Raw genomic sequence first — 23,368 nt, 5'->3', positions numbered from 1 at the left:
CGCCGGTAAGACGACATCGTCGACAACCGGGCCGGCCGGGCCGGCGGTCCTTCGCCGGCCGGTGATCGGGAGCTGGAATCGGCCTGACGGCGAATTCGGTTGTGGCGGTCGCCTCGGGCGTGCGAGCCTGCCGACGGCTCCCTCCCCGCCGCACCCGGCGGGCACCGGCCACCACGACGACGAGGAGTGACGATGCGAGCAGATTCCACGCTCCGGACCCTGGACCGTCCTACCGTGGAGTTCTGCCTTGGCCTTGTTGAACCTCGGAATCGTCGCCCATGTTGACGCCGGAAAGACCAGCCTGACCGAACGCCTGCTCTACGAGGCCGGCGCGGTCTCCCGCCCGGGCAGTGTCGACGCCGGCACGACACGGACCGACTCGATGGAGTTGGAGCGCCGACGCGGCATCACCATCCGGGCGGCGGTCACGTCGATCGCGATCGGTGACCTGAGCGTCAACCTGGTGGACACCCCCGGTCACCCGGACTTCATCGCGGAGGTCGAGCGTTCGCTCGCCGTCCTGGACGCCGCCGTGCTCGTGGTGTCGAGCGTGGAGGGGGTCCAGCCGCAGACCGTCGCCATCTGGCGGGCGCTGCGGCGCATCGGCGTGCCGACGGTGTTCTTCCTCAACAAGGTGGACCGTCGCGGCGCCGACGTCGACCGGGTGACGGCCCAGGTGCGCCAGCGGCTCGGCGCGTGCCCGGTCGCGCTCACCACGGTCGCCGGCCAGGGCACGCGCGACGCCCGGGTGCGGGCCGTGGGCCTCGACGCCGAACCGGTGGTGGCGGCCGTGGCGGAGGTCGACGACGCGGTGGCGGCCCGCTGGCTGACGGACGAGCCGGTACGCGTCCGCGACGTCCGGCGCGCGATCCGGAACGCGGTGCGCCGCGGCGGGCTCAGCCCGTTGGCGTGCGGCTCGGCGATCACCGGAGCCGGGGTACGGCAGTTGTGCCGCCTCGTGGCCGACCTGCTGCCGCGCGACGAGCAGCGGGACGGCCCGCCGGCGGGCACGGTCTTCGCCGTCGACCGGGACGGCCAGGGCCGGCGGACGTGGCTGCGGTTGTGGTCCGGGCAGCTCCGGGTCCGGGACCGGGTACGGCTCGCCGGGGCGCCACCCCAGACGGTCACCCAGATCGCCGTCACCGAGCCCGACGGCGTCCTGGTGCGCCCCTCGGTGTCCGCCGGGCAGATCGCCGCGGTGCGCGGCCTGTCGGCCCGGATCGGCCAGCACATCGGGGACCCGCCGCGGCGGCACGCCTACCGGTTCCCGCCACCGACCCGGCAGGCGGTCGTCGAGCCCGTCGACCCGGACCAGCGCCTGGCGATGTTCGCCGGCCTGGCCGAGCTGGCCGACGAGGACCCGCTGGTGGACCTGCGGCTCGACGAGCAGCAGGCGGAGGCGGTGATCCGCCTGCACGGCGAGGTCCAGAAGGAGGTGCTGGCCGCGCTCATGGCGGACCGGTACGGCGTCCGGGTGCGGTTCTCCGGCACGCTCACCGCCTGCATCGAACGGGTCGTCGGCACCGGCGCCGCCGAGGAGCGGGTGCAGGAGCGGGGCAACCCGTACCTGGCCGGCCTGGGGTTGCGCATCGACGCCGCGCCGGTGGGGCACGGCGTCGGGTTCCGCCCGGGGGTCGAGCCCGGCCGGCTCCCGCCGGCGTTCGTCGCCGCCACGGAGGAGGGCGTGCGGGCCGGGCTGCGGCAGGGCCGGCACGGCTGGCCGGTCACCGACTGCACGGTCACCATGACGGCGTCCCGGTACTGGCCGCGGCAGAGCCGGCCGCACCAGAAGTTCGACAAGTCCATCTCGACGGTGGCGGCGGACTTCCGCAACCTCGCCCCGGTGGTGGTCGCCGCGGCGCTGCGCCGGGCCGGCACCCGGGTGTGCCAGCCGATCGAGCGCTTCGACGTCGACCTTCCGCAGCAGGCGGTGGAGACGGTGCTGGCGCTGCTCGGTCGGCTCGGCGCGATCGTCCACGACACCGCCGTCGCCGGCGGGTACCTCGAGGTGAGCGGCACCCTGCCGACGGCGCGGGTGCCGCAGGTCGTGGCGGCCCTTCCCGACCTCACCGGTGGCGAGGCGGTCCTGACCACCGCCTTCGACCACTACGCGCCGGTCACCGGTGCGGAGCCGCCGACGTTGCCCCGGCGTGGACCCGACCCGGCCGTCCGGGACGAGTGGTTCCGGGCCGTGCCCCGGTAGCTCCCGACCCGGCGACGTGACGCGTTCCCCTCGGGTCCGACGCGCTCGGGTCGAGTCCTGAATGGTGATTCGAGCGGTTGCGTGCTGTGCGAATAATATTTATCTCGATATATTGTCCGTGGTTGCCGGAGGGGCGTCGTGGAAAGGTCGAGAGCGGTTTTCTGATCGCTCTGCCGTCGCATCGGCAATGGCCCTCACCAGCGCCGATGTGACGACGGGAGGAGCGTGAGCCGCATGGGACCATGAATCGTCGACTGGGTGGACGACCCGCCCGGCCCCCGCCTGACGGAGGCGAGGAAATCTCCTTTCCGGCGCTCTGTCGCGCCGCCTCCGGCGTATTCATCATCGGCGCAATGTTATTCCTCCGGGGGCGGTCGAATGGCGGTCCGTGTCCGCCGGTAACGCCGTTTCCGCCGCCCTGCCTCCCGGGGACCACCAGTTGCCCGTCCACTCTCTCCGGATGTGAACGATGTCGTCTCCGACCCTGTCCTGGCGCACCATGGGCGCCGACCTGTCCGCCTCCGTCGTCGTCTTCCTCGTCGCGCTCCCGCTCTGCGTCGGCATCGCTGTCGCCTCCGGCGTACCTGCCGAACTGGGCCTGGTCACCGGCATCGTCGGCGGTCTCGTCGTCGGCTGCCTGCCCGGCAGCAGCATGCAGGTCAGCGGCCCCGCCGCCGGCCTGACCGTGCTGGTGGCCGACGCGGTGAGCCGGCACGGCCTCGGCGGCCTCGGCACGGTCGTCCTGGTCGCCGGCCTCATCCAGGTGATCCTGGGGTTCCTCCGACTCGGCCGCTGGTTCCGGGCCATCTCCGTGGCCGTGGTGCAGGGCATGCTCGCCGGCATCGGCCTGCTGCTCGTCGTCGGCCAGCTCTACGTGCTGTCCGGGCGGGAGGCGCCGCGGTCCGGGGTCGGGAAGTTCACCGGCCTGCCCGCGCTCTGGAGCGACATCCTCGGCTCCACCACGGTGCGGACGTCACTGGCCGTCGGCGTGGTCACCCTCCTGGTCATGCTCTCGTGGGACCGGCTGCCGGACCGACTGCGGAGGGTACCCGGGGCGCTGGTCGCGGTCATGGTCGCCGCCGCGACGGCCGGCGTCCTGCGGCTGCCGGTGGCGACGATCACGGTGGAGGGGTTGCTCCCGGCCGTGCAGCCGTCGCTCGGACACTGGACCATGCTGACCGAGCTGAGCGTGCTGGCCAGCGTCGCCACGTTCACCCTGATCGCGTCGGCGGAGAGCCTGTTCAGCGCCGCGGCGGTGGACCGGCTCCACCACGGACCGCGTACCGACTTCGACAAGGAACTGGTGGCGCAGGGCGCCGGCAACGCGGTCTGCGGAATGCTCGGCGCGCTGCCGATGACCGCGGTCATCGTGCGCAGCTCCGCCAACGTGCGGGCCGGCGCGCGAACCAAGGCCTCCCGCGTCCTGCACGGGGTGTGGCTGCTGCTGTTCGCCGCCGCCGCACCCGGCCTGATCGAGCTGATCCCGTTGCCCGCGCTGGCCGCCGTGCTCATCCACGCCGGGACGAAGCTGCTGCCGTTGCGGTCGATGCCGGAGCTGTGGCGGGGGCACCGGGGGGAGGCCCTGGTGCTGCTCGCGACCGCGCTCGTGATCCTCCTGACCGACCTGTTCGTCGGGGTGCTCGTCGGCCTCGGCCTGGCCATCGTCAAGACCGCCTGGGAGACCTCCCACGTACGGGTGGCGGTGGCCGACGGGGGGACCGGCCCGATCGACGTCACGCTCACCGGCAACGCCACCTTCCTGCGACTGCCCACGATCCTCACCGCGCTCAACGCCCTGCCGACCAGCCGGCCCGTACACCTGGACCTGGGCGGTCTGCGGCACGTCGACCTCGCCTGCCGGGCGGCGCTGACCACCTGGATCGAGACGCACAACCGCAGCGCGGGCGTCCTGGTGCGGGTCGCCGCCGCGGACGGGACCCCGGACGGCCCGCCCGACGACCGGAACTGACCGGCACCGGCGTCGTCGAAGCGCTGGTCAGGGCGCGCGGAGCGAAAACCCGGCCGTGACATGATGACGCCCATGGGCGAGCAGCGGGACGTAGGCGGACACCACGACATGAGCGATGCGACCGGGGCGGGTGTCGATGCGCGGCTCGCCCTCGCGCAGGACCCCGCCACCTCCCAGATGACCCTCATCGACCTGGCGTCCGACCCGTCGGCCGCGGTCCGCAAGGCGGTCGCGACCCGTACCGACGCGCCGGCACAGGCCCTGCGACCGCTGGCCCGCGACCACGACCGGCACGTCCGGGAGGCGGTGGCGCGGAACCCCTCGACCTCGGTGGGCAACCTCCTGCGACTCGTGAAGGACGCCGACCGCTGGGTCCGCTGGGCGGTCGCCGGCAACCCGGGCTGCGACGAGTCGGTCCGCCGGGCGATGGCGGACGCCCCCGACAAGGAACTGCGCGGTCTCCTCGCGGAGCGCCGCGAGCTGGAGCCCGAGCTGGCCGCGCGGCTGGTCGACGACGTCTCACCCGAGGTACGGGAACGACTCGCCACGCACACCCACGACCCCGACACGATCACGGCCCTGATGGCCGACCGCACCGCACGCGTGCGCAAGGGGATCGCCCGTAACCCGCGGACCACCGCGAACCAGCGCCGCGCGCTCGCGCAGGACCCGGTGGCGGACGTCCGGGCCGCGCTGGTGCTCGCCGTCGAGCTGGACGAGGCGGACCTGCGACTCCTGCTCGACGATCGCGCGGTGCAGGTGCGGATGGCGATGGCGAGGTCGGAGCTGATCCCGGCGGACATCCGTCGGGCGCTCGGTCGCGATCCCGACGAGATGGTGGCCGGCGTCGCGCGGGACTTCCGCCCCGGGGCGGGCGCGGCCCCGGTGGTGCGCGCCGCGCGCGGCGGTCGCCAGTCCTCCGGGGCCGGCCGGGGCCGACCGGGTGGCGCCCGGCGCTGAGGCCGGCGACCGGGACGGCCGGCCCGGGGCCGGCTCGGTCACTCCTCGGCCGCGCCCGCCCCGGCGACGTCGACGATCGTGACGGGCGTGCCGAGCTGGACGGTGCGGGACACGGTGCAGAGCCGGTCGTGCGACTGACGCAGTGACCGGGGCAGCGCCTCGCGCGCCCGGTCGCCGTCCGGTCCCTCCGGGAAGGTCACGGTGAACTCCACCCGGAGGTCGCGCATCCGGTTGCCGCCGGCCTCGTCGCGGATCTTCTCGCCGGTGACCTCGACGGTGAATCGGTCCGGCTCGGCGCGGCGGCTGGTGATGTGGTCGACGTCGACGGCGGTGCACCCGCCGATGGCGGCCAGCAGCAGTTCCACCGGCGTGAACGTGTCGTTCTGGCCGGAGCCGATGGAGATCGACCCACCACGGGGATTCCGCACGGTGTAGGTGCCCAGGCCGGTGCGCTCGATCTCCACCGAGCGGAAGGTGTCGTCACTCATGCCCGCGAACCTACCCGGGAACTCCACCTCGGACGCGTCGCCTGTGTGATCGATGGTCACCACCACGTACCCGCGACTGGCCAGGTCCTGCACCAGCGTGGTTCCCCAGGTCCGCGGATCGCCCGCGCCCGGCGAGTAGAGGATCACCGGGAACGGCCGCCGGTGCCGCGCCGCCGGCGCGGCCCGGTGACCGCTGGTCCGGGTGGCGGCGAAGTCCACCGACCCCGGCGGAATGCCGTACAGGCCGGGACCGGCGCCGTCGGCGCTGCCGAAGTGCGCCGCCGCGCCGGGCGACATGTGCGGCGTACGCGGGAAGCGGTCCGCGTCCCGGGCGGGGTACCAGAGGCTGACCATCAGCTCGCGATCGACCGGGGTGGCCGTCCACGGATCGGCGCGGGACCGGTCGACCAGATGCAGCTCGACGGTGCCCACCGGGTACGGGCCGGTCGGCGCCGGCAGGGTCAGCCGGGCCGGCCCCGCACCCGCTCCCGAGGCGGACGACGGCGTCGCGGAGCTGACCGTGAGGCAGCAGGCGACCAGCGAGGCGAACAGCGCGGTACGGACTCCACGGATCATGGACGACTCCTCGGGAACCAGGGCCGCCCGGACGGCTGCCCCTCACCGGCTTCACGCCAAGAGCGGCACGGCGTCCCGATAAGGAGGTTGGCCCCCGTCGTCGTACCGGGGGCTGGCCCCCACCCCCGGCGCGACACGGCGGTGGTGGTCGATGTCTACCCTGGCCGGGTGACCTTCCTGACGGTCGTCGTCGCGATCCTGGGATTCGTCGGATACGCCATGGTGGTGCTGGCGCCGGTGCTGCTGGCCCTGGCCGTGTCGGAGGGCCGCCAGCACCGGTGGGTCCGCCGGCACCCGGTCTCCCCGTGTGCCGCCCTGCGCCCGGACGCCCGACTGCCCCGACGGTTCGCCGTGTACGGCGAGACCGCGCCGGGGCCCGCCGGGCTGGTGGTCGCCCCGCTGTCCGGCGTCGAGGCGGTGTGGTTCCGCACCACCGTGTACACGGTCGACAGCGCCGGCGACCCGCCGCTCACCAGCACGAATGTGCTGTGGGAGCAGTCCGCGGGGGACCTGTTCGGGGTGGCCGACAGCACCGGCACCGCCGTGGTGTCGGCGCGGCTCCTCCAGGCGGCCATCGACGATCCGCGGCTGTCCGTGTGGGCGCAGACGCGGCTGCCGGTGGCGCACGCCGGTCCCACGCCGGTACGGACGTCGTCGGCGAGGAGACCACCAGTCCTCGCCGCCACGGCCGGTGGCTCCAGGACCCCATCGACCGCGGGCTGGTCCCGGCGGACGCGGCGCGGCGCGTGGAGCGCGTGTGGGTGGTCGAGCAGGTCGTGCCCCCGGGCCTTCCGCTGCACGTCATCGGCAGGCCGGCGATCCTCGACGGCGGCGTCGCCGTGCTCACGCTGCCGAGAACCGGTCGCTACCTCGCCGTGAGCCGGGAGCCCACGGAGACCGAACGGAAACTCGTCGGCGACCGCGCGTACGGGATGGGGTGTGCGCTGTGGGCCGCGGTGGTCGGGGCGGCCTCCCTCGCCGTCGTCTGGGCCGTCAGCCACGCGATGAGTCGGTAGGCGGCGCGGGCGCGTCAGGTGGTGGCGGCGTCGTGGACGGCCATGGTCTCCTGCCGGTCGGGTTCCTCGCGCAGGACGGCGCAGTGCAGCCAGGCGTCCGGGATGGCGAAGCCGTCCACGAGCGTCCGCATGTGCGGGCGCAGCTCCTTCAGCAGACCGTTCACCACCGCGGTGATCGCCTTGGCGCGGGCCGGCGTGAGCCGACCGTGTTCCAGCAGCCAGCCCTTGTCGGCCTCGACGACGCTGAGCGCGTAGAGGTCGCAGACCCGGGAGAGCAGCGCCCGCACGGCCGGGTCCGTGGCGGCGTCGATGCCGGCGACGAACGCCTCGAGCGTCACCCGGTCGATGTGGGCGGCGGCCACGGCGAGGAGGTGGTCCTGCACGTCGTTGAAGATGTCGAAGGGGCGGTCCTTCTTCGTGGCGGTGCCGTTGCGCAGCCGGCGGACCGCGCCGTCGAGGCGGTGCCGCTCGCGGTCCTCGAAGACCGTGAGCTGCCAGCCGCGGTCGGTGACGGCGACCTCGTCGTCGCGGCCGGGCACGGCGCTGGTCAGCCGCTCGATGAGCGCCCGCGCGGCGGTGCGTTCGAGCACCATGTCGCGGATCTGGTCGGCGACGAAGGAGGCGCGTCCCCAGCCGTCCAACGAGCCGAACTCGTCGCGGTGGCCGGTGAGCAGTCCCTTGGCCACCAACTGCAGCAGCACCGTGTTGTCGCCCTCGAACGTGGTGAAGACGTCGGTGTCGGCCTTGAGGCCGGGCAGCCGGTTCTCGGCCAGGTAGCCGGCGCCGCCGCACGCCTCCCGGCACATCTGGATGGTGCGGGTCGCGTGCCAGGTCTGCGCGGCCTTGAGACCGGCGGCCCGGGACTCCAGCTCCCGTTGCCGGTGCTCGTCGACCGGTCCGTCGCCGCCCTGCACCTCGCTGAGCGCGGTCACCAGCTCGGTCTGGGCGAAGGTCAGCGCATACGTGGTGGCCAGCGCGGGCAGCAGCTTGCGCTGGTGGGCCAGGTAGTCGTTGAGCAGCACCTCCCGGTCGGCGTCGGGGGTGCCGAACTGGCGGCGGATGTCGCCGTAGCGCACCGCGATGGTCAGCGCCGCCTTGGTGGCCGCCGAGGCGGCGCCGCCGACGCTCACCCGGCCGCGGACCAGGGTGCCGAGCATGGTGAAGAAGCGCCGGGAGTCGTTCTCGATCGGGCTGGAGTAGGTGCCGTCCGCAGCGACCTGGGCGTAGCGGTCCAGCAGCATGTCGCGCGGCACGCTCACGTGGTCGAAGCTGAGGCGTCCGTTGTCCACGCCGAGCAGGCCGGCCTTCGGCCCGGCGTCGCCGATGGTCACCCCGGGCAGCGGGTTGCCGTGCGCGTCGCGGATCGGGACCAGCCAGGCGTGCACGCCGTGCCGCCGCCCCTCGATGATCAGCTGGGCGAAGACCACCGCCATCCGGCCGTCGCGGGCCGCGTTGCCGATGTAGTCCTTGCGCGCCGCCTCGTGCGGGGTGTGCAGGTCGAACGTCTGCGTCCGCGGTTCGTACACGCAGGTGGTGCGCAGTTGCTGGACGTCCGAGCCGTGGCCGGTCTCCGTCATCGCGAAACAGCCGAAGACCTCGCCGGCGATGATGTCGCGCAGGTAGGCGTCGTGGTGGCGTCGGGTGCCGAGGGCCGCGACCGCGCCGCCGAACAGGCCCCACTGCACGCCCGCCTTCACCATCAGCGACAGGTCGACCTGGGCCAGCATCTCGATGGCGACGATCGAGGCGCCGACGTCGGAGTCGCCGCCGTACTCGGTGGGGAAGCCCCCGCCGATCCCCAGCTCGACCGGGAGTTCGCGGAGCAGCCGGCTGATCCGCTCGCGCGCCTGGTCGCCGGTCTCGCCGTACACCGGTAGGAAACGCCCGTCGAGGTGCTCGCGGTGCGCGTCGCGGACCCGGGCCCACGGGCCGTCGAGCACGGCCCGCAGGCGGGCCGGGTCGACCGGGCCGGTCTCGTTGCTCATGGCTACCTCGGATGCCGACGTCATACCCACCACTCCTACCCGGTGAACGCCGCTGACCAGCCGCGGTGACGTGGTGAGAGCCGTCACGGCGACCGGGTCGACGGGCATATCGAAAAAGGCATACGGCCGCGCAACAGCGCTCCCCCTTGAGTGGAGGCACGGCACCACACCTCAGGACGAAGGGAACGGAGTGTGATCATGGAATCGGATCCCGTACGCGGTGCCGACCGGAGGCGGCTGCTCGGGTGGGGCGGGCTGGCCGCGGTCGGCGTGGCGGCCGGCGCCCCGCTGCTGGGCGCCGACCCCGCACACGCCGCGCCGACCGTTCCCGCCTCCGGCACGCGTGGCGCCACGTCGTCCGGGCCCGGACGGATCCCGCCGGCCACCCGACCCGGCGGCGCGTACGACCGGTTCGTGGCGGCGGTCACCGGCGAGCACGTCGAGTCGCCCGAGGGCGGCTGACGCGCGGACCGCGCGCCGTCCCCGGTGCAGCCCGCCGCGCAGCGGGCGCCGGGGGCGGGCACCGTCACGTCGACACCGTCCCGCGGCGGGTCAGCGGTTGAGGTAGGCGGCCAGGCCGCCGAGTTCCTCACTGGCGATGAAGACCGAGCGCACGTTCAGGATGGCCTCCTCCACGTGGATGGGGCAGCCCCACGCGGAGTCGCCCCACGAATCGGCGATCTTGATCTCGGCCGCCGCCGGGCACCCGCCGGTGCCGCCGAGCTGACACTGCTCGGGGTGCGGCGTGGCGGCCAGCGTGGCGGCCGCGGCACGCACCCGGGCGGTGAGTTCCGCGGCGGCGGCGGCGCGCTGCTCGGCCTCGGCGCGCAGCTCCCGCTCCGCGCGTACCACCCGGGCCAGCTCGTCGTGGGCGGCTCTGGCGCGTGCGTCGGCGGCCGCCTCGGCCTGCTCGATGTGGTGTCGTTCGATGGCCAGCGCCGCGGTGCCGGTGAAGACCCGGGCGAGCGCGAGGTCGGCGTCCTGGGGGACGCGCGGGGTGCGGTGGTACACGGCGAACGTGCCCAGCAGGCTGCCGTCGCGCCCGAGGATCGGCGTCGACCAGCAGGCGCCCAGCCCGGCCCGCTCCGCGAGGGGGCGGAAGTCGGTCCAGAACGGGTCGGTGGCGATGTCGGTGACCACGACCGGCTCCCGCCGGTGCGCGGCGGTGCCGCAGGAGCCGACGCCCTCGCCGGTGGCGATGCCGTCGATGGCCTGGTTGTAGAAGTCGGGCAGGCTCGGTGCCGCGCCGTGGCGCAGGTGCCGGCCGTCGGGATCGGCGAGCAGGACGGAGACCAGCAGTTCCTCCGGCGCGAGCTGCTCGATGCAGCGGGCCATCCCGTCGAGCACCTCGGCCAGCGGCGCCTGGCGCGCGATCTGCTCGACCAGCGCCCGGTGCTCGGCCATCAGTCGTTGGGCGTGCTTCACCTGGGTGGTCTCCAGGCCGATCACCCGGATGCCGACGACCGCGCCGGACGCGTCCCGCCGCGGCTCGTAGGTGAAGTCGAAGAACGCCTCCCGCGCGTGCGCGCCGGTGCCCAGCACCACCCGGACGTCGCGCCCGGTGTAGGGCTCGCCGGTGCGGTACACCTGGTCCAGCAGGGTGATGAAGCCCTGCCCGGCCAGCTCGGGCATCAGCTCCGCGAGCGGCATGCCGGTGCCCGCCCGGTGCTCGCCGAGGGCGGCGAGGAACGCCTCGTTCGCGCTCTGCACCACGTGGGTCGGCCCGGCGAGCGACGCGAAGACCGCGGTGGACTGCCCGAACAGCGAGCGTACGTCCTCCTCCGCGCCCGGCCTCACCACCGCGGCGTCCGCAGCACCCGGCTGTTGACCCTCCACCGCCGTCATGGTGCGGTCTGCCTCTCTGCCGAGTCGTGGTCACCGGTCCGGAAATCCGGAGTTCCGTCTCGTGGTCCGCGCCGATGTCGCGATGCCCGTTCAGCCGGGCGGTGGCGAGCGGACCGGCCGAGACGCCGATCGTGCCGCCGAGCGTAACGGATCACCGTGAACCGTCCGGACCGCCGGCACGGCGTCTCCTCGTCGTCCGGGTCGGCGTCGGCACGCCCGCCGCGCCGCGCATCCAGGCCGGCGAGCCTGTCCGGTACGGCGGGGAGGGTGACCTGGTCCGGTACCCGGCGGGCCCGGTGCCGACGCGTCCCGGCGGGGGTGACGCTGTCAACGTGGTCGATCGCGGCGCGCCCGGTTAGGGTTGACTAACCGGGTGTCGATCTTGAGGGGGCTGTGTGCTGGTTCTGGTGGCGGTCCATGCGCTCGCAGCCGTGACCGCCCCGGCGCTGGTACGCATCTGGGGCCGTCGGGCGCTCTACCTGCTGGCCGCCGTCCCGGCCGCGGCGCTGATCTGGGCCCTGACCCGCACCGACCCGGTCCGCTCGGGCACGCCCGAGGTCGAGACGGTCACCTGGGTGCCGCAACTCGGCCTGGACCTCGCCCTGCGGATGGGCACGCTGTCCTGGCTGATGGTGCTGCTGGTCGGCGGCGTCGGCGCGCTCGTGCTCGCGTACAGCGCCCGCTACTTCCGCTCCGACGATCCCGGCCTCGGCCGCTTCGCCGCGGTGTTCGTCGCGTTCGCCGGCGCGATGCTGGGCCTGGTGGTCTCCGACGACCTGCTGCTGCTCTACGTGTTCTGGGAACTCACCACCGTCTTCTCGTACCTGTTGATCGGCAGCGACCCGACCCGACGGGCCAGCCGGCAGGCCGCCATGCAGGCGCTGCTGGTGACCACGCTCGGTGGCCTGGCGATGCTCGCCGGCTTCGTGATGCTCGGCGAGCACGCCGGCTCGTACCGGTGGTCGGAGATCTCGCAGGACCTGCCGGACGGCGGCTACCTCACCGTCGCGCTGGTGCTCGTCCTGCTCGGGGTGGCCAGCAAGTCGGCGATCTTCCCGTTCAGCTTCTGGCTGCCGCGGGCGATGGCCGCGCCGACCCCGGTCAGCGCCTACCTGCACGCGGCCGCCATGGTGAAGGCCGGGGTGTTCCTGGTCGCGCTGATGGGCCCGGCGGTGGGCCAGGCCACCGCGTGGCGCGGCGTCCTGCTGGCCGGCGGCCTGGTCACCATGTTCCTCGGCGGCTGGACGGCGCTGCGGCAGGTCGACCTGAAGCTGCTGCTGGCGTACGGCACGGTCAGCCAGCTCGGCCTGCTGATGGTGATCCTCGGCGCCGGCACCCGGGACACCGCGCTGGCCGGCGCCGCGATGGTGCTGGCCCACGCGCTGTTCAAAGCCACCCTGTTCCTGGTCGTCGGCGTCGTCGACCACGTCGCCGGCACCCGGGACCTGCGTGAGCTCAGCGGCCTGGGCCGGCGGGCGCCGGCGCTGGCGGTGGTGGCCGGGCTCGCGGCGGCCTCGATGGCCGGCCTGCCGCCGCTGGCCGGGTTCGTCGCCAAGGAGGCCGCGCTGGAGGCGTTCCTGCACGGCGGCGCCGTCGAGCTGGTGGTGCTCGCCGGGCTGGTGACCGGTTCGGCGCTGACCGTCGCCTACACGGCGCGCTTCCTCTGGGGCGCGTTCGCCGCCAAACCCGACGTGCCGGCCACCCGGCCCGAGCCGGTCGACCGGGCGTTCCTGGCGCCCGCGGTGGTGCTGGCCGTCGCCGGTCTCGCGGTCGGCGTCCTCGCCCCGGCCGTGGACCGGGTGCTCGCCCCGTACGCGGACCAGTATCCCGACGCCGAAGCGGGCTACCACCTCGCGCTCTGGCACGGGCCGACCCCGGCGCTCGGCCTGTCGGCGCTGGCCGTCGCCGCCGGCGTCGCGTTGTTCCTGCTGCTGCACCGACGTCGGCCGCGCCTGCCGCGGCTGCCCTTCGACGGCGCCACCGGCTACGACCGGCTGGCCGGTGCCGTGGACCGCGCGGCGGTGGAGCTCACCGGCGCCACCCAGCGCGGATCGCTGCCGTTCTACCTCGGCGTCATCCTGCTGGTGCTGGTCGTGCTGCCCGGCGGCGCGTTGCTGGTCGGCGTGCCGTGGCCGGAGCGCTACCAGCTCTGGGACACCCCGTTGCAGGCCGCCGCCGGCGCTGCCGTGGTGGTCGCGGCCGTGGCCGCCGCGCGCGCCCGACGCCGGTTGACCGCGATGATCCTCGTCGGGGTGACCGGCTACGGCACGGCGCTGCTGTTCATCCTGCACGGCGCGCCCGACCTGGCGCTGACCCAGTTCCTGGTGGAGACCGTCACGATCGTGATGTTCGTGCTCGTGCTGCGCCGGCTGCCGACGAAGTTCTCCGCCCGCCCGATCCGGTCCAGCCGGCGGGTGCGCGTCGCGCTCGGTGTGGCCGTGGGCGTGGTCACCGCCGGCATGGCGTACGTCGCGGCCGGGGCGCGGGTGGCGACGCCGATCTCGGTCGGGTTCCCCGAGGAGGCGGTCTCCTACGGCGGCGGCAAGAACGTGGTCAACGTGACGCTCGTCGACATCCGGGCCTGGGACACCATGGGCGAGATCGCCGTGCTGGTGGTGGCCGCCACCGGCGTGGCCAGCCTGATCTTCCGCCGGTCCCGCGCCCTGGACCTGCGCAGCGGCATTCCCGGCGCCGGCCGGCAGAGCTCGGCGCGCCCGCGCTGGCTGACCGGCGGCGCCACCACCCGCGCGCAGTCGGTGATCCTCCAGGTCGTCACCCGGGTGCTGTTCCACGCCATCCTGCTCTTCTCGATCTACCTGCTCTTCTCCGGCCACAACCAGCCCGGTGGCGGGTTCGCCGCCGGCCTGGTCGCCGGGCTCGGCCTGGCCGTGCGCTACCTGGCGGGCGGGCGTACCGAACTCAACGGCGCGGCGCCGGTGGACGCCGGCCGGGTGCTCGGCGCGGGCCTGTTCGTCGCCGTCGCCACCGGGCTGGCCGCGATGCCGCTGGGCGGCGACTTCCTGCAGAGCGCGGCGCTCGACCTCCACCTTCCGGTGCTGGGTCACGTCCACTTCGTCACGTCGGTCTTCTTCGACGTCGGCGTCTACCTCATCGTGGTCGGCCTGGTGCTGGACATCCTGCGCAGCCTGGGCGCGGAGATGGACCGCCAGGAGGAGGCCGACCAGGGCCAGACCGACCAGGGGGAGACCGCCCCGACCGAGGCACGGGAAGAGGAGTTGGTGTGAGCCCCAACCTGGTCTACGTCGTGGTGGTCGGCGTCCTGTTCGCCACCGGCGTCACGCTGCTGCTGGAACGCAGCCTCACCCGGGTGCTGATGGGGGTCATCCTGCTCGGCAACGGCGCGAACCTGCTGCTGCTCACCGGTGGCCGGGCCGGCGGCCCGCCGATCGTCGGCACCACCGCCGAGGAGGAGATGTCCGATCCGCTCCCGCAGGCGATGGTGCTGACCGCCATCGTCATCACGCTGGGCATGACCGCGTTCCTGCTCGCCCTGGCGTACCGCAGTTGGCACCTCAACGGGCACGACGAGGTGCAGGACGACGTCGAGGACCAGCGCATCATGGAGCTGGCGGAGCGGGACGAGGGGCCGGGCACCGCCGACCCGGAGACCACCGACCGGGTCCCGGCCGTCGGGTCGGACGACGACCGGCGGGTGGCCGCCGGTGAGCCGGGGCGGGCCCGATGAGCTGGCTCGTGCCGTTGCCGGTGGTGATGCCGCTGTTCGGCGCCGCCCTGACGCTGCTGCTCGTCGGCCGGGCCCGCGCCCAGCGGTGGGTCAGCATCACCGTCCTCGCCGCCACCGTGGCGGTCGCGGCGCTGCTGCTGGTCCGCGCCACAGTCGACGGTCCGCTGGTGGTCGAGGTGGGCGGCTGGGTCGCGCCGCTGGGCATCGTGCTGGTCGCCGACCAGCTCGCCGCGCTGATGCTTGTGGTCTCCGCCGCGGTCACGTTGTGCGTGCTCGTCTACTCCATCGGGCAGGGCCTGGCCGACGGCAACGAGGAGACGCCGCTGTCGGTCTACCACCCGACCTACCTGGTGCTGACCGCCGGCGTGTGCAACGCGTTCCTCTCCGGTGACCTGTTCAACCTCTACGTCGGTTTCGAGATCCTGCTGGTGGCCAGCTACGTGCTGCTGACGCTCGGCAGCACGGAGAACCGGATCCGCGCCGGCACCACGTACGTCGTGGTCAGCCTGCTGTCGTCGCTCATCTTCCTGGTCGCGATCGGTCTGATCTACGCCGCCACCGGCACGCTCAACCTGGCCCAGCTCGTCGACCGGCTGGACGCGCTGCCGGACGACCTGCGGCTGGTCCTCCAGGGCATGCTGCTGCTGGCGTTCGGCATCAAGGCCGCCGTGTTCCCACTCTCGGCCTGGCTGCCGGACAGCTATCCCACCGCGCCGGCGCCGGTCACCGCGGTCTTCGCCGGCCTGCTCACCAAGGTCGGCGTGTACGCGATCATCCGGACCGAGACGCTGCTGTTCCCCGGTGGTCGCACCGCCGACCTGCTGCTGGTGATCGCGGCGCTGACCATGGTGGTCGGCATCCTCGGCGCGGTGGCGCAGTCGGACATCAAACGGCTGCTGTCGTTCACGCTGGTCAGCCACATCGGCTACATGCTGTTCGGGGTCGGCCTGACCACCGCGCTCGGGCTGTCCGCCGCGATCTTCTACGTGGTGCACCACATCACCATCCAGACCACCCTGTTCCTCGCCGCCGGTCTGGTCGAACGACGCGGCGGCAGCACCGCGCTGGACCGGCTCGGCGGGCTGGCCCGGTTGTCGCCGTTGCTGGCGGTGCTCTTCTTCGTGCCCGCGCTCAACCTGGCCGGCATACCGCCGTTCTCCGGGTTCCTCGGCAAGGTCGGGCTGGTGCAGGCCGGCGTGTCCGACGGCGGCGTGCTGGCCTGGGCGCTGGTCGCCGGCGGGCTGCTCACCAGCCTGCTCACGCTCTACGCGATCGCCCGGGTGTGGAACCTCGCGTTCTGGCGGGACCCGCACCCGGACATGCCGGGCCCCGACGACACCGCCCGGGCGACCCGCACGGACGGCGCCGAGCAGCCGCACGACGACCCGTCGCCGGCCGGCGCCGTGCTGCCCCGGCTGATGACCGCGTCCACCGCCGCGCTGGTGGTGCTCGGTCTCGGGCTGACGGTGGTGGCCGGGCCGCTCTTCGACATCAGCACCGACGCCGCCGACGACCTGCTGCGCCGCGCCCCCTACGTCGAGGCCGTCTTCCCGGACGGTGCGCCGTGACCACTCATCCGCGTGCGCCGCTGACCCGCCGCGTGCGGTGGCGCAACCGGGCCGTCGCGATGACCGGCCTGGTCACCGTCTGGGTGCTGCTGTGGGGCACGTTCACCTGGGCGAACGTGATCAGCGGCCTGGCGGTCGCGGCCGTGCTGCTGGTGGTCTTCCCGCTGCCGCCGGTGACGTTCGCCGGGCGGATCCGGCCGGTGCCGCTGGCCCGCTTCCTGGCCCGTTTCCTGTGGGACCTGGTGGTCGCGTCCGCGCAGGTGGCCTGGCTCGCGGTCCGGTTCGGGCACACCCCGCGCGGGGCGATCATCGCGGTGCGGCTGCGGGTGAACACCGACCTCAACCTGACGCTCACCGCCGAGGCGCTGTCCCTGGTGCCCGGCAGCCTCATCCTGGAGGCCGACCGGGGGACCGGCACGCTCTACGTGCACGTCATCGGCGTCCGGACGCTGGACGAGGTGGAACGGTTCCGGCGCGGTGTGCGGGAGCTGGAGGAACGCATCGTCGCCGCCGTCGGCTCGGCCGAGGAACTGCGCCGGCTCCGCGATCCCGATCCCACCGGCCCGCCCGAGCCGGTCGACCTGGAAGGGGCACCGACGTGACAGTCGTGGCCGTGATCGTCACCGTGCTGCTCACCGTGGCCGGTGGACTGACCCTGCTCCGCATCATCCGTGGACCGTCGATCCTGGACCGGGCCGTCGCCACCGACGTGCTGCTCGCCGTCGCGGTCGCCGCCATCGCCACCGAGGCCGCCTACAGCCGGGACGCCACCGCGCTGCCGGTGCTGGTGGTCCTCGCCGTCGTCGGGTTCGTCGGCTCGGTCAGCGTCGCGCGGTTCGCGGCCCGGAAAGATCCCAAGTGACCGTCGACGCCGTCCTCGACACCGCCGCCGGCGTCTGCCTGATCGCGGGCGCCCTGCTCAGCCTCGCCGCCGGCATCGCCCTGGTCCGTTTCCCGGACGTGCTGTCCCGGATGCACGCCGCCGCCAAGCCGCAGGTGCTGGGGCTGCTGCTGGTGCTGCTCGGGTGCGCGTTGCGGCTGCGTACCGGCGTGGACATCACCACGCTGGTGCTGGTGGGCATGTTCCAGCTCGCCACCGCCCCGGTCGCGGCGCACATGGTCGGGCGGGCCGCCTACCCGCACGACGACATCCGGCGGGACCTGCTGCTCACCGACGAGTTGGCCGGCCGGCTGGACCGGGTCCGCGCGAACCGGACCGGGGCGGCGGAGACCCCGTCGTCGGTCGGCGCTCCCGGGCGCGACGCGTAGCCGCCAGCCTGATCGTTTTTCCGCTATCCTGACCCCCGGTCATTGGTTGAGGTGGTGGGGTTGGTGGGCATGGAAAAGGGCACTATCGTCCGGTTCGACGACGTCCGGGGTTACGGGTTCATCGCGCCGGTGCGCGGCGGTGACGACGTCTTCGTGCACGCGAACGACTTCGGCGACCAGCGGCATTCCGTGGCGGTCGGCATGAAGGTGAGCTACGAGGTCGTGCAGTCCGAGCGGGGTCTGAAGGTCGCGCGGGTGACACTGGACCAGCCGCCGGTGTCGCTGCACGGCGCGGCGTCCGCCGTGCCGGCCGGCGCCGGGTCGGCGCCGATGGAGGACGACGAGTTCGACGTCCTGACGGTCGGCCAGTTCGAGGCGTCGGTCACCGAGCTGCTGCTGGCGAACGCGCCCACCATGACCGGCGGGCAGATCGTCCAGGCCCGGCGCGCGCTGATCGCGCTGGGGCGTCAGCACGGCTGGGTGGAGGACTGACCGTCCCGGTGCCCGCCGGTCAGCGGTTGCGCTCCACGACGTAGGCGGTCAGGTCGAGCAGGAAACGACCGTCCTCGGTGTCGGCCGCGGCGCCGAGGGCCCGTTCTCCCTCGCGTCGGGCCGCCGCGGCCAGTTCCCGGGCGCTGCGCCGGGCCGTCTCCACGCAGTCGTACGCGAGCAGCCGCCCGTGCAGCCAGCGCACCTCCGACGCGGTGCGCGCCGCCCGGGTCCGGCCCAGGAAGCGCAGCGCCCGCTCGCGTTCGTCGGGCGTGCACCGCCGCAGGAAGTCGATGAGGATGAGCGTCCGCTTGCCCTCCCACAGGTCGCCGGCGATCTCCTTGCCGTACCGGGCGTAGTCGCCGGTGAGGTTGAGCGCGTCGTCCTGGATCTGGAACGCGGCGCCCAGGTACCAGCCGTACCGGTCCAGGACGTCGACCGCGTTCTCCCGCCCGGTGGCGACCAGGACGCCGGCACGGCACGGATAGATGCAGGTGTACCAGGACGTCTTCTTCAGACACATCCGGTAGTAGTCGTCGGCGTCCAGGTCGCACACGTTGTCGCGGATCCAGCCGACCTCGATGGCCTGCCCCTCCAGCGAGTGGCGCAGCATCAGCTCGGTCTCGGTGAACAGCCGCCACGCGATCCCCGAGCCGAGCGCCGCCCGGTTCGCGGCGAGCCGCCGCAACGCCAGCAGGTTCGTCATGTTGCCGACGTTGAGCGCCACGCCGACCCCGTACTCGGCGTGCAGGGTCGGCCCGCCGCGTCGCTGCTCGCTGGCGTCCTGGATGTCGTCGTGGATCAGGAACGCGTTGTGGAACAGCTCGACGGTCACCGCGGCGTTGAGCCCCACCGGCTCGGCGCCGCCGAACGCCCGGCAGGTCGCGAGGCACAGCGCGGCGCGCAGTCCCTTGCCCCAGCGCCGGGGATACTCCGCGACCAGGTCGTAGAGGTACCGCGGCCCGCCGTCGGGCAGGTCGTCGAGCAGCGCGTCGAGGGCGAGCCCGCGGTAGCGCGCCAGCATGCGGTCCACGTGCCCGCCGGCCACCCCGGTGGTCGGCCCCACCGCGCCGCTACCGGTCCGTCCGGGTCGGGCCGGCCGGACCCGGCGACGACAGCCGGTCCGCGAGCCCGTTGGCCACGTCGGGCGCCAGCCGCGCGAGATTGAGTACGGTGTCGAGCGCGTCGTGCGCGTCCGAGGTGTAGCGGCGGATCACCTCGCCGCGTTGGTCGTCGGCCATCTTCAGTTGCCCGACCACGGTGTCGATCAGCGCGTGCCCGTCGGTCCGGACCCGCGCGACGAGTTCGTCGAACGCCTCCGGGTCGACCCGGCGGCTCTCGGTCAGCTTCTCCTCGAGCCGCCGGGCGCCGGCCAGCCCCGCCGCGAGTTCCTCCTCCAGCACCGTGGCCGCGTGGGTCACGGTCTCCGAGGTCTCCTCGGCCACCTTCTCGAAGCGCTCGTCCGCGCGCTCACGCTCGCTGTGCGTCATGGCCGAAGTGTCACCGGACCGCTGGTGGCACGCCAGGGGACTGTCGCCATGGTGACTCAGCGTGGCCGGTAGCGAGGCCCGTTGCCGCCGTGAGCCGGGTCAGCGGGGCCGCTGGCACGGTACGCAGAAGCGGGCCGCGGGGCGGATCTCCAGGCGGGCCGTCGGGATGTCCTGACCGCAGCGCTCACAGACGCCGTACCTGCCCTCGGCCATCCGCGTCAGCGCCCGGGCGGTGTCCGCGGCGCCCTGCTCGGCGGCCTCGATCAGTCGGCGCAGGGTGTCCGGGTCGTGGCCGCCGTGCTCGGGCTGGCGGTGCTGCCCGGTCAGCTCCCCGAGCTGGGCGGTGTACTCCGCGGCCTGCCGCTCCAGCAGTTCGCGCAGCGTTCGGGTGCGGTCGTCGAGGGTGTGCGTCATGGCCGGATGGGTCCTTTCGGGAATGATGACGGCCCGGCCGCCCGGGCATCGGGGCGGGTGCGGCGGGGCCAGGGTCGGGGGGCGCGCGCGACGACGTCGCGTCGGCGTCGCCTCAGCGGTGGCGGGGCCCGTCCGGGACGGGCCGGACGCGACCGTCGCCGGCCGGACCGGTGCGTACCGCCGGCTCGGGCCGGCGCGGCAGCGCGACACCGGCGAGCACGGGCGGCGGAGCCGTCGACGTGCCGCTCATGATCACCGCCTCCTCGCTGCTCGGCCACCGGGTCGGATCTCCATCGTCGTCGGCGTGGCGGGGACCGGCACTGCCAGCGGCCGGCCAACAAGTGGCTGCCTGGTTGCCGGTGGCCGGAGAGGTGCGGGCGTCCGGGCCGCCGCGTCCGGTGCCGATCGCGCTGCTCCACAACGCTTTCGCCGGCTCCGGGCGGCGATCGGGGCGACACCGGGGCCGGCGACCGACGGACGCTACGGTTGGCGCATGGGCATCGACCAGCGCCACCACGGCAATTGCGTGCCCGCCCGGTCGGCCGACCGGGCGCCGCCCACCAGCACGGTCCACGCCCGCCCGTCCACCGCGTCGCCGTAGCGTCCGCCCGCTCCCGGGCGGCCCGGCCGCCGTCCCTGGGGAGTTCTCGTGATCATCGAACGCACCGTCCTGCCCGGCATCGGGGTCCGACACACCATCACCACCGAACAGGGTCGTCGGATCGGCGTCGTCGTCCATCGGCTCGGTGGTCGGCGGGACGTCGTGCACGACGACCCGACCGACCCCGACGGCACGGTCAACCTGGCCCTCACCCGCGACGAGGCGACGGCCCTGGCGAACCTGCTCGGGTTCCCGGAGCTGGCGCTCGTGCCGGCCTGACGCCTACGCGGGCAGCGGCTGGCGGGGCCAGTCCAGCGCCCGCGCCCCGAGCACGGCGGCGTGCAGGGTGAACCGGTCCCGGGGGTCGGCGGGGTCGTAGCCGCTCAACGCGCGTACCCGACTGAGCCGGTAGGTGACGGTGCGTACGGACACGTGCAGGCGGCCGGCCGCCTCGGTGGCGACCTCACCGCAGGCGAAGTATTCGGTCAACGTGTCCAGCAGCGGACCGGCGCCGCCCCGGGCCTGGCCGAGCGGGGTGAGCACGGCCCGGACGAGGTCCACCATCGCCGGCTGGTCCCGCAGCAGGACGCGGTAGATGAGCAGGTCGTGGGCGTCGATCACCGGTGTCTCGGCGCGTAGCCGCCGGGCCGTCGTCAACGCCTCCCGGGCTTCCTCGTAGGAGCGGGCGATGCCGTAGAGACCCGGATGCGGCCGGCCCACGGCCACCTGCCACGGGCGGCCCCGCACCAGCCGGTCCAGTTCGCCGTGCATCAGCCGGCCCAGCTCCCCGGGCGGCTCACCGCCGGCGGGCCCGCGCCCGGGCGACACCGCGTCGGCCGGCGCGATCACGACCAGCAGCCCTTCCTTCGTGGCCACCAGCACGTCCCGGTCGCCCAGCCGGTCGAAAATGACCCGTTCGAGCGTGCTGATCGCCGCCCCGGTGTCCGGTAGCCGCCGGCCCGGTGCGGCGAGCGCGACCTGGTGCACCCGGGCGAGGTCCAGCCCGAACGGCTCGGCCCGCTCCACCAGGCCGCCGAGGTCGGAGTCACCCCGCAGCAGGTCGTCGACGAGTTCCCGACGCAGCGACTCCTCCCGGCGGACCAGGTCCCGGCGGGCCGCCGCGTAGCCCTCGGCCAGGGTGGCGACGGCGGCGTCCACCACGTGCAGGACCGCCTCCGCGGTGGCGCGTACCGTCTCGCTGTCGGTGGACCGGTCCAGGTGCGGAAGCTGCTGCCAGAGCCGGCGCGCCGCGGACAGGTAGAGCTGCACCACCCGGCCGGCCGACACGCCCTGCTCGGCGGCGCGCCGACCGAGGGCGCCCACCGCGTCGAGTTCGCCCCGGCGCGGCCGGCGGCCGGTGACCGCCGCGTCCCGCAGGAGCGGCAGATAGTCGCCGAGCAACTCCACCGGTACGCCGGCGGCGTCGGCGCTCGCCTCGCGGGCCACGCTCGTCAGCCACCCGTCGTCGCCGGTCCCGGCCGGTCCCGGCCGGCGGCCACCCTCGGTCATCATGATCTCCCCGTGCGGGCCGGCTGTCGGCCCGGTTCCCCCAAGGTTAGGCCCGGACCTGCCCCGTGCCGGCCCAGGTCCGGCCGGCCCGGCTCGACGGTGTGGCGGGCTGACTCCGGCGGACGCAATCCGGACGAGATACGACTCTCCACCGGCGACGCCGCGCAGCAGGGAAGTGCTCGTCGCGTCCGTCTGCCAAACCGGTGGTCGGATCACGCCGGGTCGGCGACCATGGTCGGCATGGTGGGGGATCGGGCATGAGGCTGCCGCTCCAGGGCGGACTGCCGCCGGTGGCGGCACCGTCCGGCGCGGTCGTGGAGATCGCCTGCGACGAGTCGGGGTTCTCCGGCACCAACCTGCTCGATCCCGCCACGCCGGTGATCGCGCACGCGAGCGTCGACGTCACCGTGGCGGAGGCGGCCGAGCTGCTCGCGACACTGCGCTCCGGCTTCCGGTTCGCACCGCACGAGTTCAAGTCCCGGCAGTTCCTGCGCCGACCCGAGGCGGCCGAGGCGTTGGCGTGGTTCCTGGCAGCACTGCGCGGGCGGGCGCGCGTCCACCTGGTCGACAAGCAATTCTTCCTGGTCACCCGCATCGTCGACCTGCTGCTGGGCCAGCCGTCCTATCTGGCCGGCACCCGCCTGGCCGGGCAGCGCCGGACCGACGCCCACGTGCTGCACCGGGCCGTACGGACCACCGGCCCCGACGGGGACGCCTTCCTGGCGGCGTTCGTCGACATGTTGCGGACCAAGCGGCGGGACCGGGCGGGCGACGGCAGCGTGGACCGCTTCTTCGTGGCCCGGGACGCGCTGCTGCGACACGCGCCGGGCGACGCCGTGCTCACCGCGCTCGACCGGGTCCGGGTGGCCGCCGTCCAGGCCCGCCTCTACGCCGAGGACCGGTCGATCCCGCCGCCGTTGGAGCCGCTGCTGCCGGCGTTGGCCGAGACCGTGCTGTGCTGGAGCGCGGGGCAGCGGCGGGTGCTGGTGACCCACGACGAGCAGAGCGCGCTCACCGCGGACCGGCTGCGTCGCCTCCAGCGGGCGCTGGCCGAGCGCGCCGGGCTGCCGGCGGGGGAGTCGCCGCTGGCCGGCCTGGTGATGACCGACTCCCGGGACGATCCGCGCGTGCAGGTCGCGGACCTGCTCGCCGGTGTGGCGCGGCGGATGCCACGCGCGGTCGACGACGGCGCACTGCTGACTCCGTAGTGCCGCTGGGTACGCGTACTCAGCACAACTCCCGTCCGGTGGCTCAGGTGTCGGCGCGTCGGCGTCGGCAGG

At 74.0% G+C, this 23,368-nt stretch carries 22 protein-coding genes; 14 read left to right on the top strand and 8 right to left on the bottom strand.

Features of this window, described 5'->3' with window-relative positions:
* Positions 1-256: 256 nt before the first annotated feature.
* The 3 genes from ACLQ2W_RS30765 to ACLQ2W_RS30755 all read left to right on the top strand — a co-directional run bounded on the left by ACLQ2W_RS30765 (position 257) and on the right by ACLQ2W_RS30755 (position 5,132).
* A complete protein-coding gene (locus tag ACLQ2W_RS30765) occupies positions 257-2,203 on the top strand; it encodes a GTP-binding protein (protein ID WP_425790990.1) in 1,947 nt (648 codons plus the stop codon).
* Between the two features lie 469 nt (positions 2,204-2,672).
* Positions 2,673-4,172, top strand: coding sequence for a SulP family inorganic anion transporter (locus ACLQ2W_RS30760; protein ID WP_425790988.1), 1,500 nt, complete (start codon positions 2,673-2,675; stop codon positions 4,170-4,172).
* A gap of 108 nt (positions 4,173-4,280) precedes the next feature.
* Entirely contained in the window at positions 4,281-5,132 is an 852-nt protein-coding gene (locus ACLQ2W_RS30755) for a hypothetical protein (RefSeq protein WP_425790986.1), read from the top strand.
* A gap of 38 nt (positions 5,133-5,170) precedes the next feature.
* Here the strand turns inward: ACLQ2W_RS30755 and ACLQ2W_RS30750 are convergent, their stop codons facing one another.
* Positions 5,171-6,196, bottom strand: a complete 1,026-nt coding sequence (locus ACLQ2W_RS30750; RefSeq protein WP_425790984.1) for an OsmC family protein — start codon at positions 6,194-6,196, stop codon at positions 5,171-5,173.
* A gap of 168 nt (positions 6,197-6,364) precedes the next feature.
* Between ACLQ2W_RS30750 and ACLQ2W_RS30745 the strand changes: the two genes are divergently transcribed.
* Complete coding sequence (locus ACLQ2W_RS30745) at positions 6,365-7,075, top strand: hypothetical protein (protein ID WP_425790982.1); 711 nt, start codon at positions 6,365-6,367, stop codon at positions 7,073-7,075.
* 151 nt (positions 7,076-7,226) lie between these two features.
* On the opposite strand, the gene ACLQ2W_RS30740 is transcribed toward ACLQ2W_RS30745, so the two are convergent.
* The gene (locus ACLQ2W_RS30740) at positions 7,227-9,197 is read right to left on the bottom strand and encodes an acyl-CoA dehydrogenase (protein ID WP_425790980.1); all 1,971 of its coding nucleotides are present in this window, start codon (positions 9,195-9,197) and stop codon (positions 7,227-7,229) included.
* Between the two features lie 198 nt (positions 9,198-9,395).
* Here ACLQ2W_RS30740 and ACLQ2W_RS30735 point away from each other — a divergent pair, with 198 nt between their 5' ends.
* A complete protein-coding gene (locus ACLQ2W_RS30735; protein ID WP_425790978.1) occupies positions 9,396-9,659 on the top strand; it encodes a hypothetical protein in 264 nt (87 codons plus the stop codon).
* Between the two features lie 90 nt (positions 9,660-9,749).
* Here the strand turns inward: ACLQ2W_RS30735 and ACLQ2W_RS30730 are convergent, their stop codons facing one another.
* On the bottom strand, positions 9,750-11,042 hold the full coding sequence (locus ACLQ2W_RS30730) for a GAF domain-containing protein (RefSeq protein ID WP_425790976.1): 1,293 nt from the start codon (positions 11,040-11,042) through the stop codon (positions 9,750-9,752).
* A gap of 395 nt (positions 11,043-11,437) precedes the next feature.
* On the opposite strand from ACLQ2W_RS30730, the gene ACLQ2W_RS30725 reads away from it, so the two are divergent.
* The 7 genes from ACLQ2W_RS30725 (at position 11,438) to ACLQ2W_RS30695 (ending at position 18,077) form a co-directional block, all read left to right on the top strand.
* Positions 11,438-14,287: a Na+/H+ antiporter subunit A gene (locus tag ACLQ2W_RS30725; protein ID WP_425790974.1), complete on the top strand. Its 2,850-nt coding sequence runs from the start codon at positions 11,438-11,440 to the stop codon at positions 14,285-14,287.
* Entirely contained in the window at positions 14,284-14,748 is a 465-nt protein-coding gene (locus ACLQ2W_RS30720; protein WP_425790972.1) for a Na(+)/H(+) antiporter subunit C, read from the top strand. The genes ACLQ2W_RS30725 and ACLQ2W_RS30720 overlap by 4 nt, the downstream gene beginning before the upstream one ends.
* Positions 14,745-16,316, top strand: a complete 1,572-nt coding sequence (locus ACLQ2W_RS30715) for a Na+/H+ antiporter subunit D (protein ID WP_425790970.1) — start codon at positions 14,745-14,747, stop codon at positions 16,314-16,316. The genes ACLQ2W_RS30720 and ACLQ2W_RS30715 overlap by 4 nt, the downstream gene beginning before the upstream one ends.
* Positions 16,313-16,918, top strand: coding sequence for a Na+/H+ antiporter subunit E (locus ACLQ2W_RS30710; protein ID WP_425790968.1), 606 nt, complete (start codon positions 16,313-16,315; stop codon positions 16,916-16,918). The genes ACLQ2W_RS30715 and ACLQ2W_RS30710 overlap by 4 nt, the downstream gene beginning before the upstream one ends.
* Positions 16,915-17,178 (top strand): monovalent cation/H+ antiporter complex subunit F, encoded by a 264-nt coding sequence (locus ACLQ2W_RS30705; RefSeq protein ID WP_107155397.1) that lies wholly within the window; start codon positions 16,915-16,917, stop codon positions 17,176-17,178. The genes ACLQ2W_RS30710 and ACLQ2W_RS30705 overlap by 4 nt, the downstream gene beginning before the upstream one ends.
* A complete protein-coding gene (gene mnhG / locus ACLQ2W_RS30700; protein WP_425790966.1) occupies positions 17,175-17,585 on the top strand; it encodes a monovalent cation/H(+) antiporter subunit G in 411 nt (136 codons plus the stop codon). Before ACLQ2W_RS30705 ends, mnhG begins: the two co-directional genes overlap by 4 nt.
* Positions 17,586-17,654: 69 nt before the next feature.
* Positions 17,655-18,077, top strand: coding sequence for a cold-shock protein (locus tag ACLQ2W_RS30695; RefSeq protein WP_425790964.1), 423 nt, complete (start codon positions 17,655-17,657; stop codon positions 18,075-18,077).
* Between the two features lie 19 nt (positions 18,078-18,096).
* Here ACLQ2W_RS30695 and ACLQ2W_RS30690 read toward each other — a convergent pair whose 3' ends face one another.
* From ACLQ2W_RS30690 to ACLQ2W_RS30675, 4 genes are all read right to left on the bottom strand, one after another.
* Positions 18,097-19,140: a polyprenyl synthetase family protein gene (locus ACLQ2W_RS30690; protein ID WP_425790962.1), complete on the bottom strand. Its 1,044-nt coding sequence runs from the start codon at positions 19,138-19,140 to the stop codon at positions 18,097-18,099.
* 7 nt (positions 19,141-19,147) lie between these two features.
* Positions 19,148-19,564 carry a hypothetical protein gene (locus ACLQ2W_RS30685; protein WP_425790960.1) on the bottom strand — a complete coding sequence of 139 codons (417 nt, stop codon included), beginning with the start codon at positions 19,562-19,564 and terminating at the stop codon, positions 19,148-19,150.
* 99 nt (positions 19,565-19,663) lie between these two features.
* Positions 19,664-19,978 carry a TraR/DksA family transcriptional regulator gene (locus ACLQ2W_RS30680; RefSeq protein WP_425790958.1) on the bottom strand — a complete coding sequence of 105 codons (315 nt, stop codon included), beginning with the start codon at positions 19,976-19,978 and terminating at the stop codon, positions 19,664-19,666.
* A gap of 112 nt (positions 19,979-20,090) precedes the next feature.
* Positions 20,091-20,228 (bottom strand): hypothetical protein, encoded by a 138-nt coding sequence (locus ACLQ2W_RS30675; protein WP_425790956.1) that lies wholly within the window; start codon positions 20,226-20,228, stop codon positions 20,091-20,093.
* A gap of 399 nt (positions 20,229-20,627) precedes the next feature.
* On the opposite strand from ACLQ2W_RS30675, the gene ACLQ2W_RS30670 reads away from it, so the two are divergent.
* On the top strand, positions 20,628-20,858 hold the full coding sequence (locus ACLQ2W_RS30670) for a potassium transporter TrkA (protein ID WP_281940366.1): 231 nt from the start codon (positions 20,628-20,630) through the stop codon (positions 20,856-20,858).
* A gap of 3 nt (positions 20,859-20,861) precedes the next feature.
* Here the strand turns inward: ACLQ2W_RS30670 and ACLQ2W_RS30665 are convergent, their stop codons facing one another.
* Positions 20,862-22,088, bottom strand: coding sequence for a PucR family transcriptional regulator (locus tag ACLQ2W_RS30665; RefSeq protein WP_425790954.1), 1,227 nt, complete (start codon positions 22,086-22,088; stop codon positions 20,862-20,864).
* A 257-nt stretch (positions 22,089-22,345) separates the two neighbouring features.
* On the opposite strand from ACLQ2W_RS30665, the gene ACLQ2W_RS30660 reads away from it, so the two are divergent.
* Positions 22,346-23,296 (top strand): DUF3800 domain-containing protein, encoded by a 951-nt coding sequence (locus ACLQ2W_RS30660; protein ID WP_425790952.1) that lies wholly within the window; start codon positions 22,346-22,348, stop codon positions 23,294-23,296.
* The last annotated feature ends 72 nt before the right edge of the window (positions 23,297-23,368 follow it).

Origin of the sequence: Micromonospora sp. DT227, from assembly GCF_049841835.1 — a bacterium.
In the GTDB taxonomy this organism is placed as follows: Bacteria; Actinomycetota; Actinomycetes; order Mycobacteriales; family Micromonosporaceae; genus Micromonospora.
This window is presented reverse-complemented; position numbering and strand designations above follow the sequence as displayed.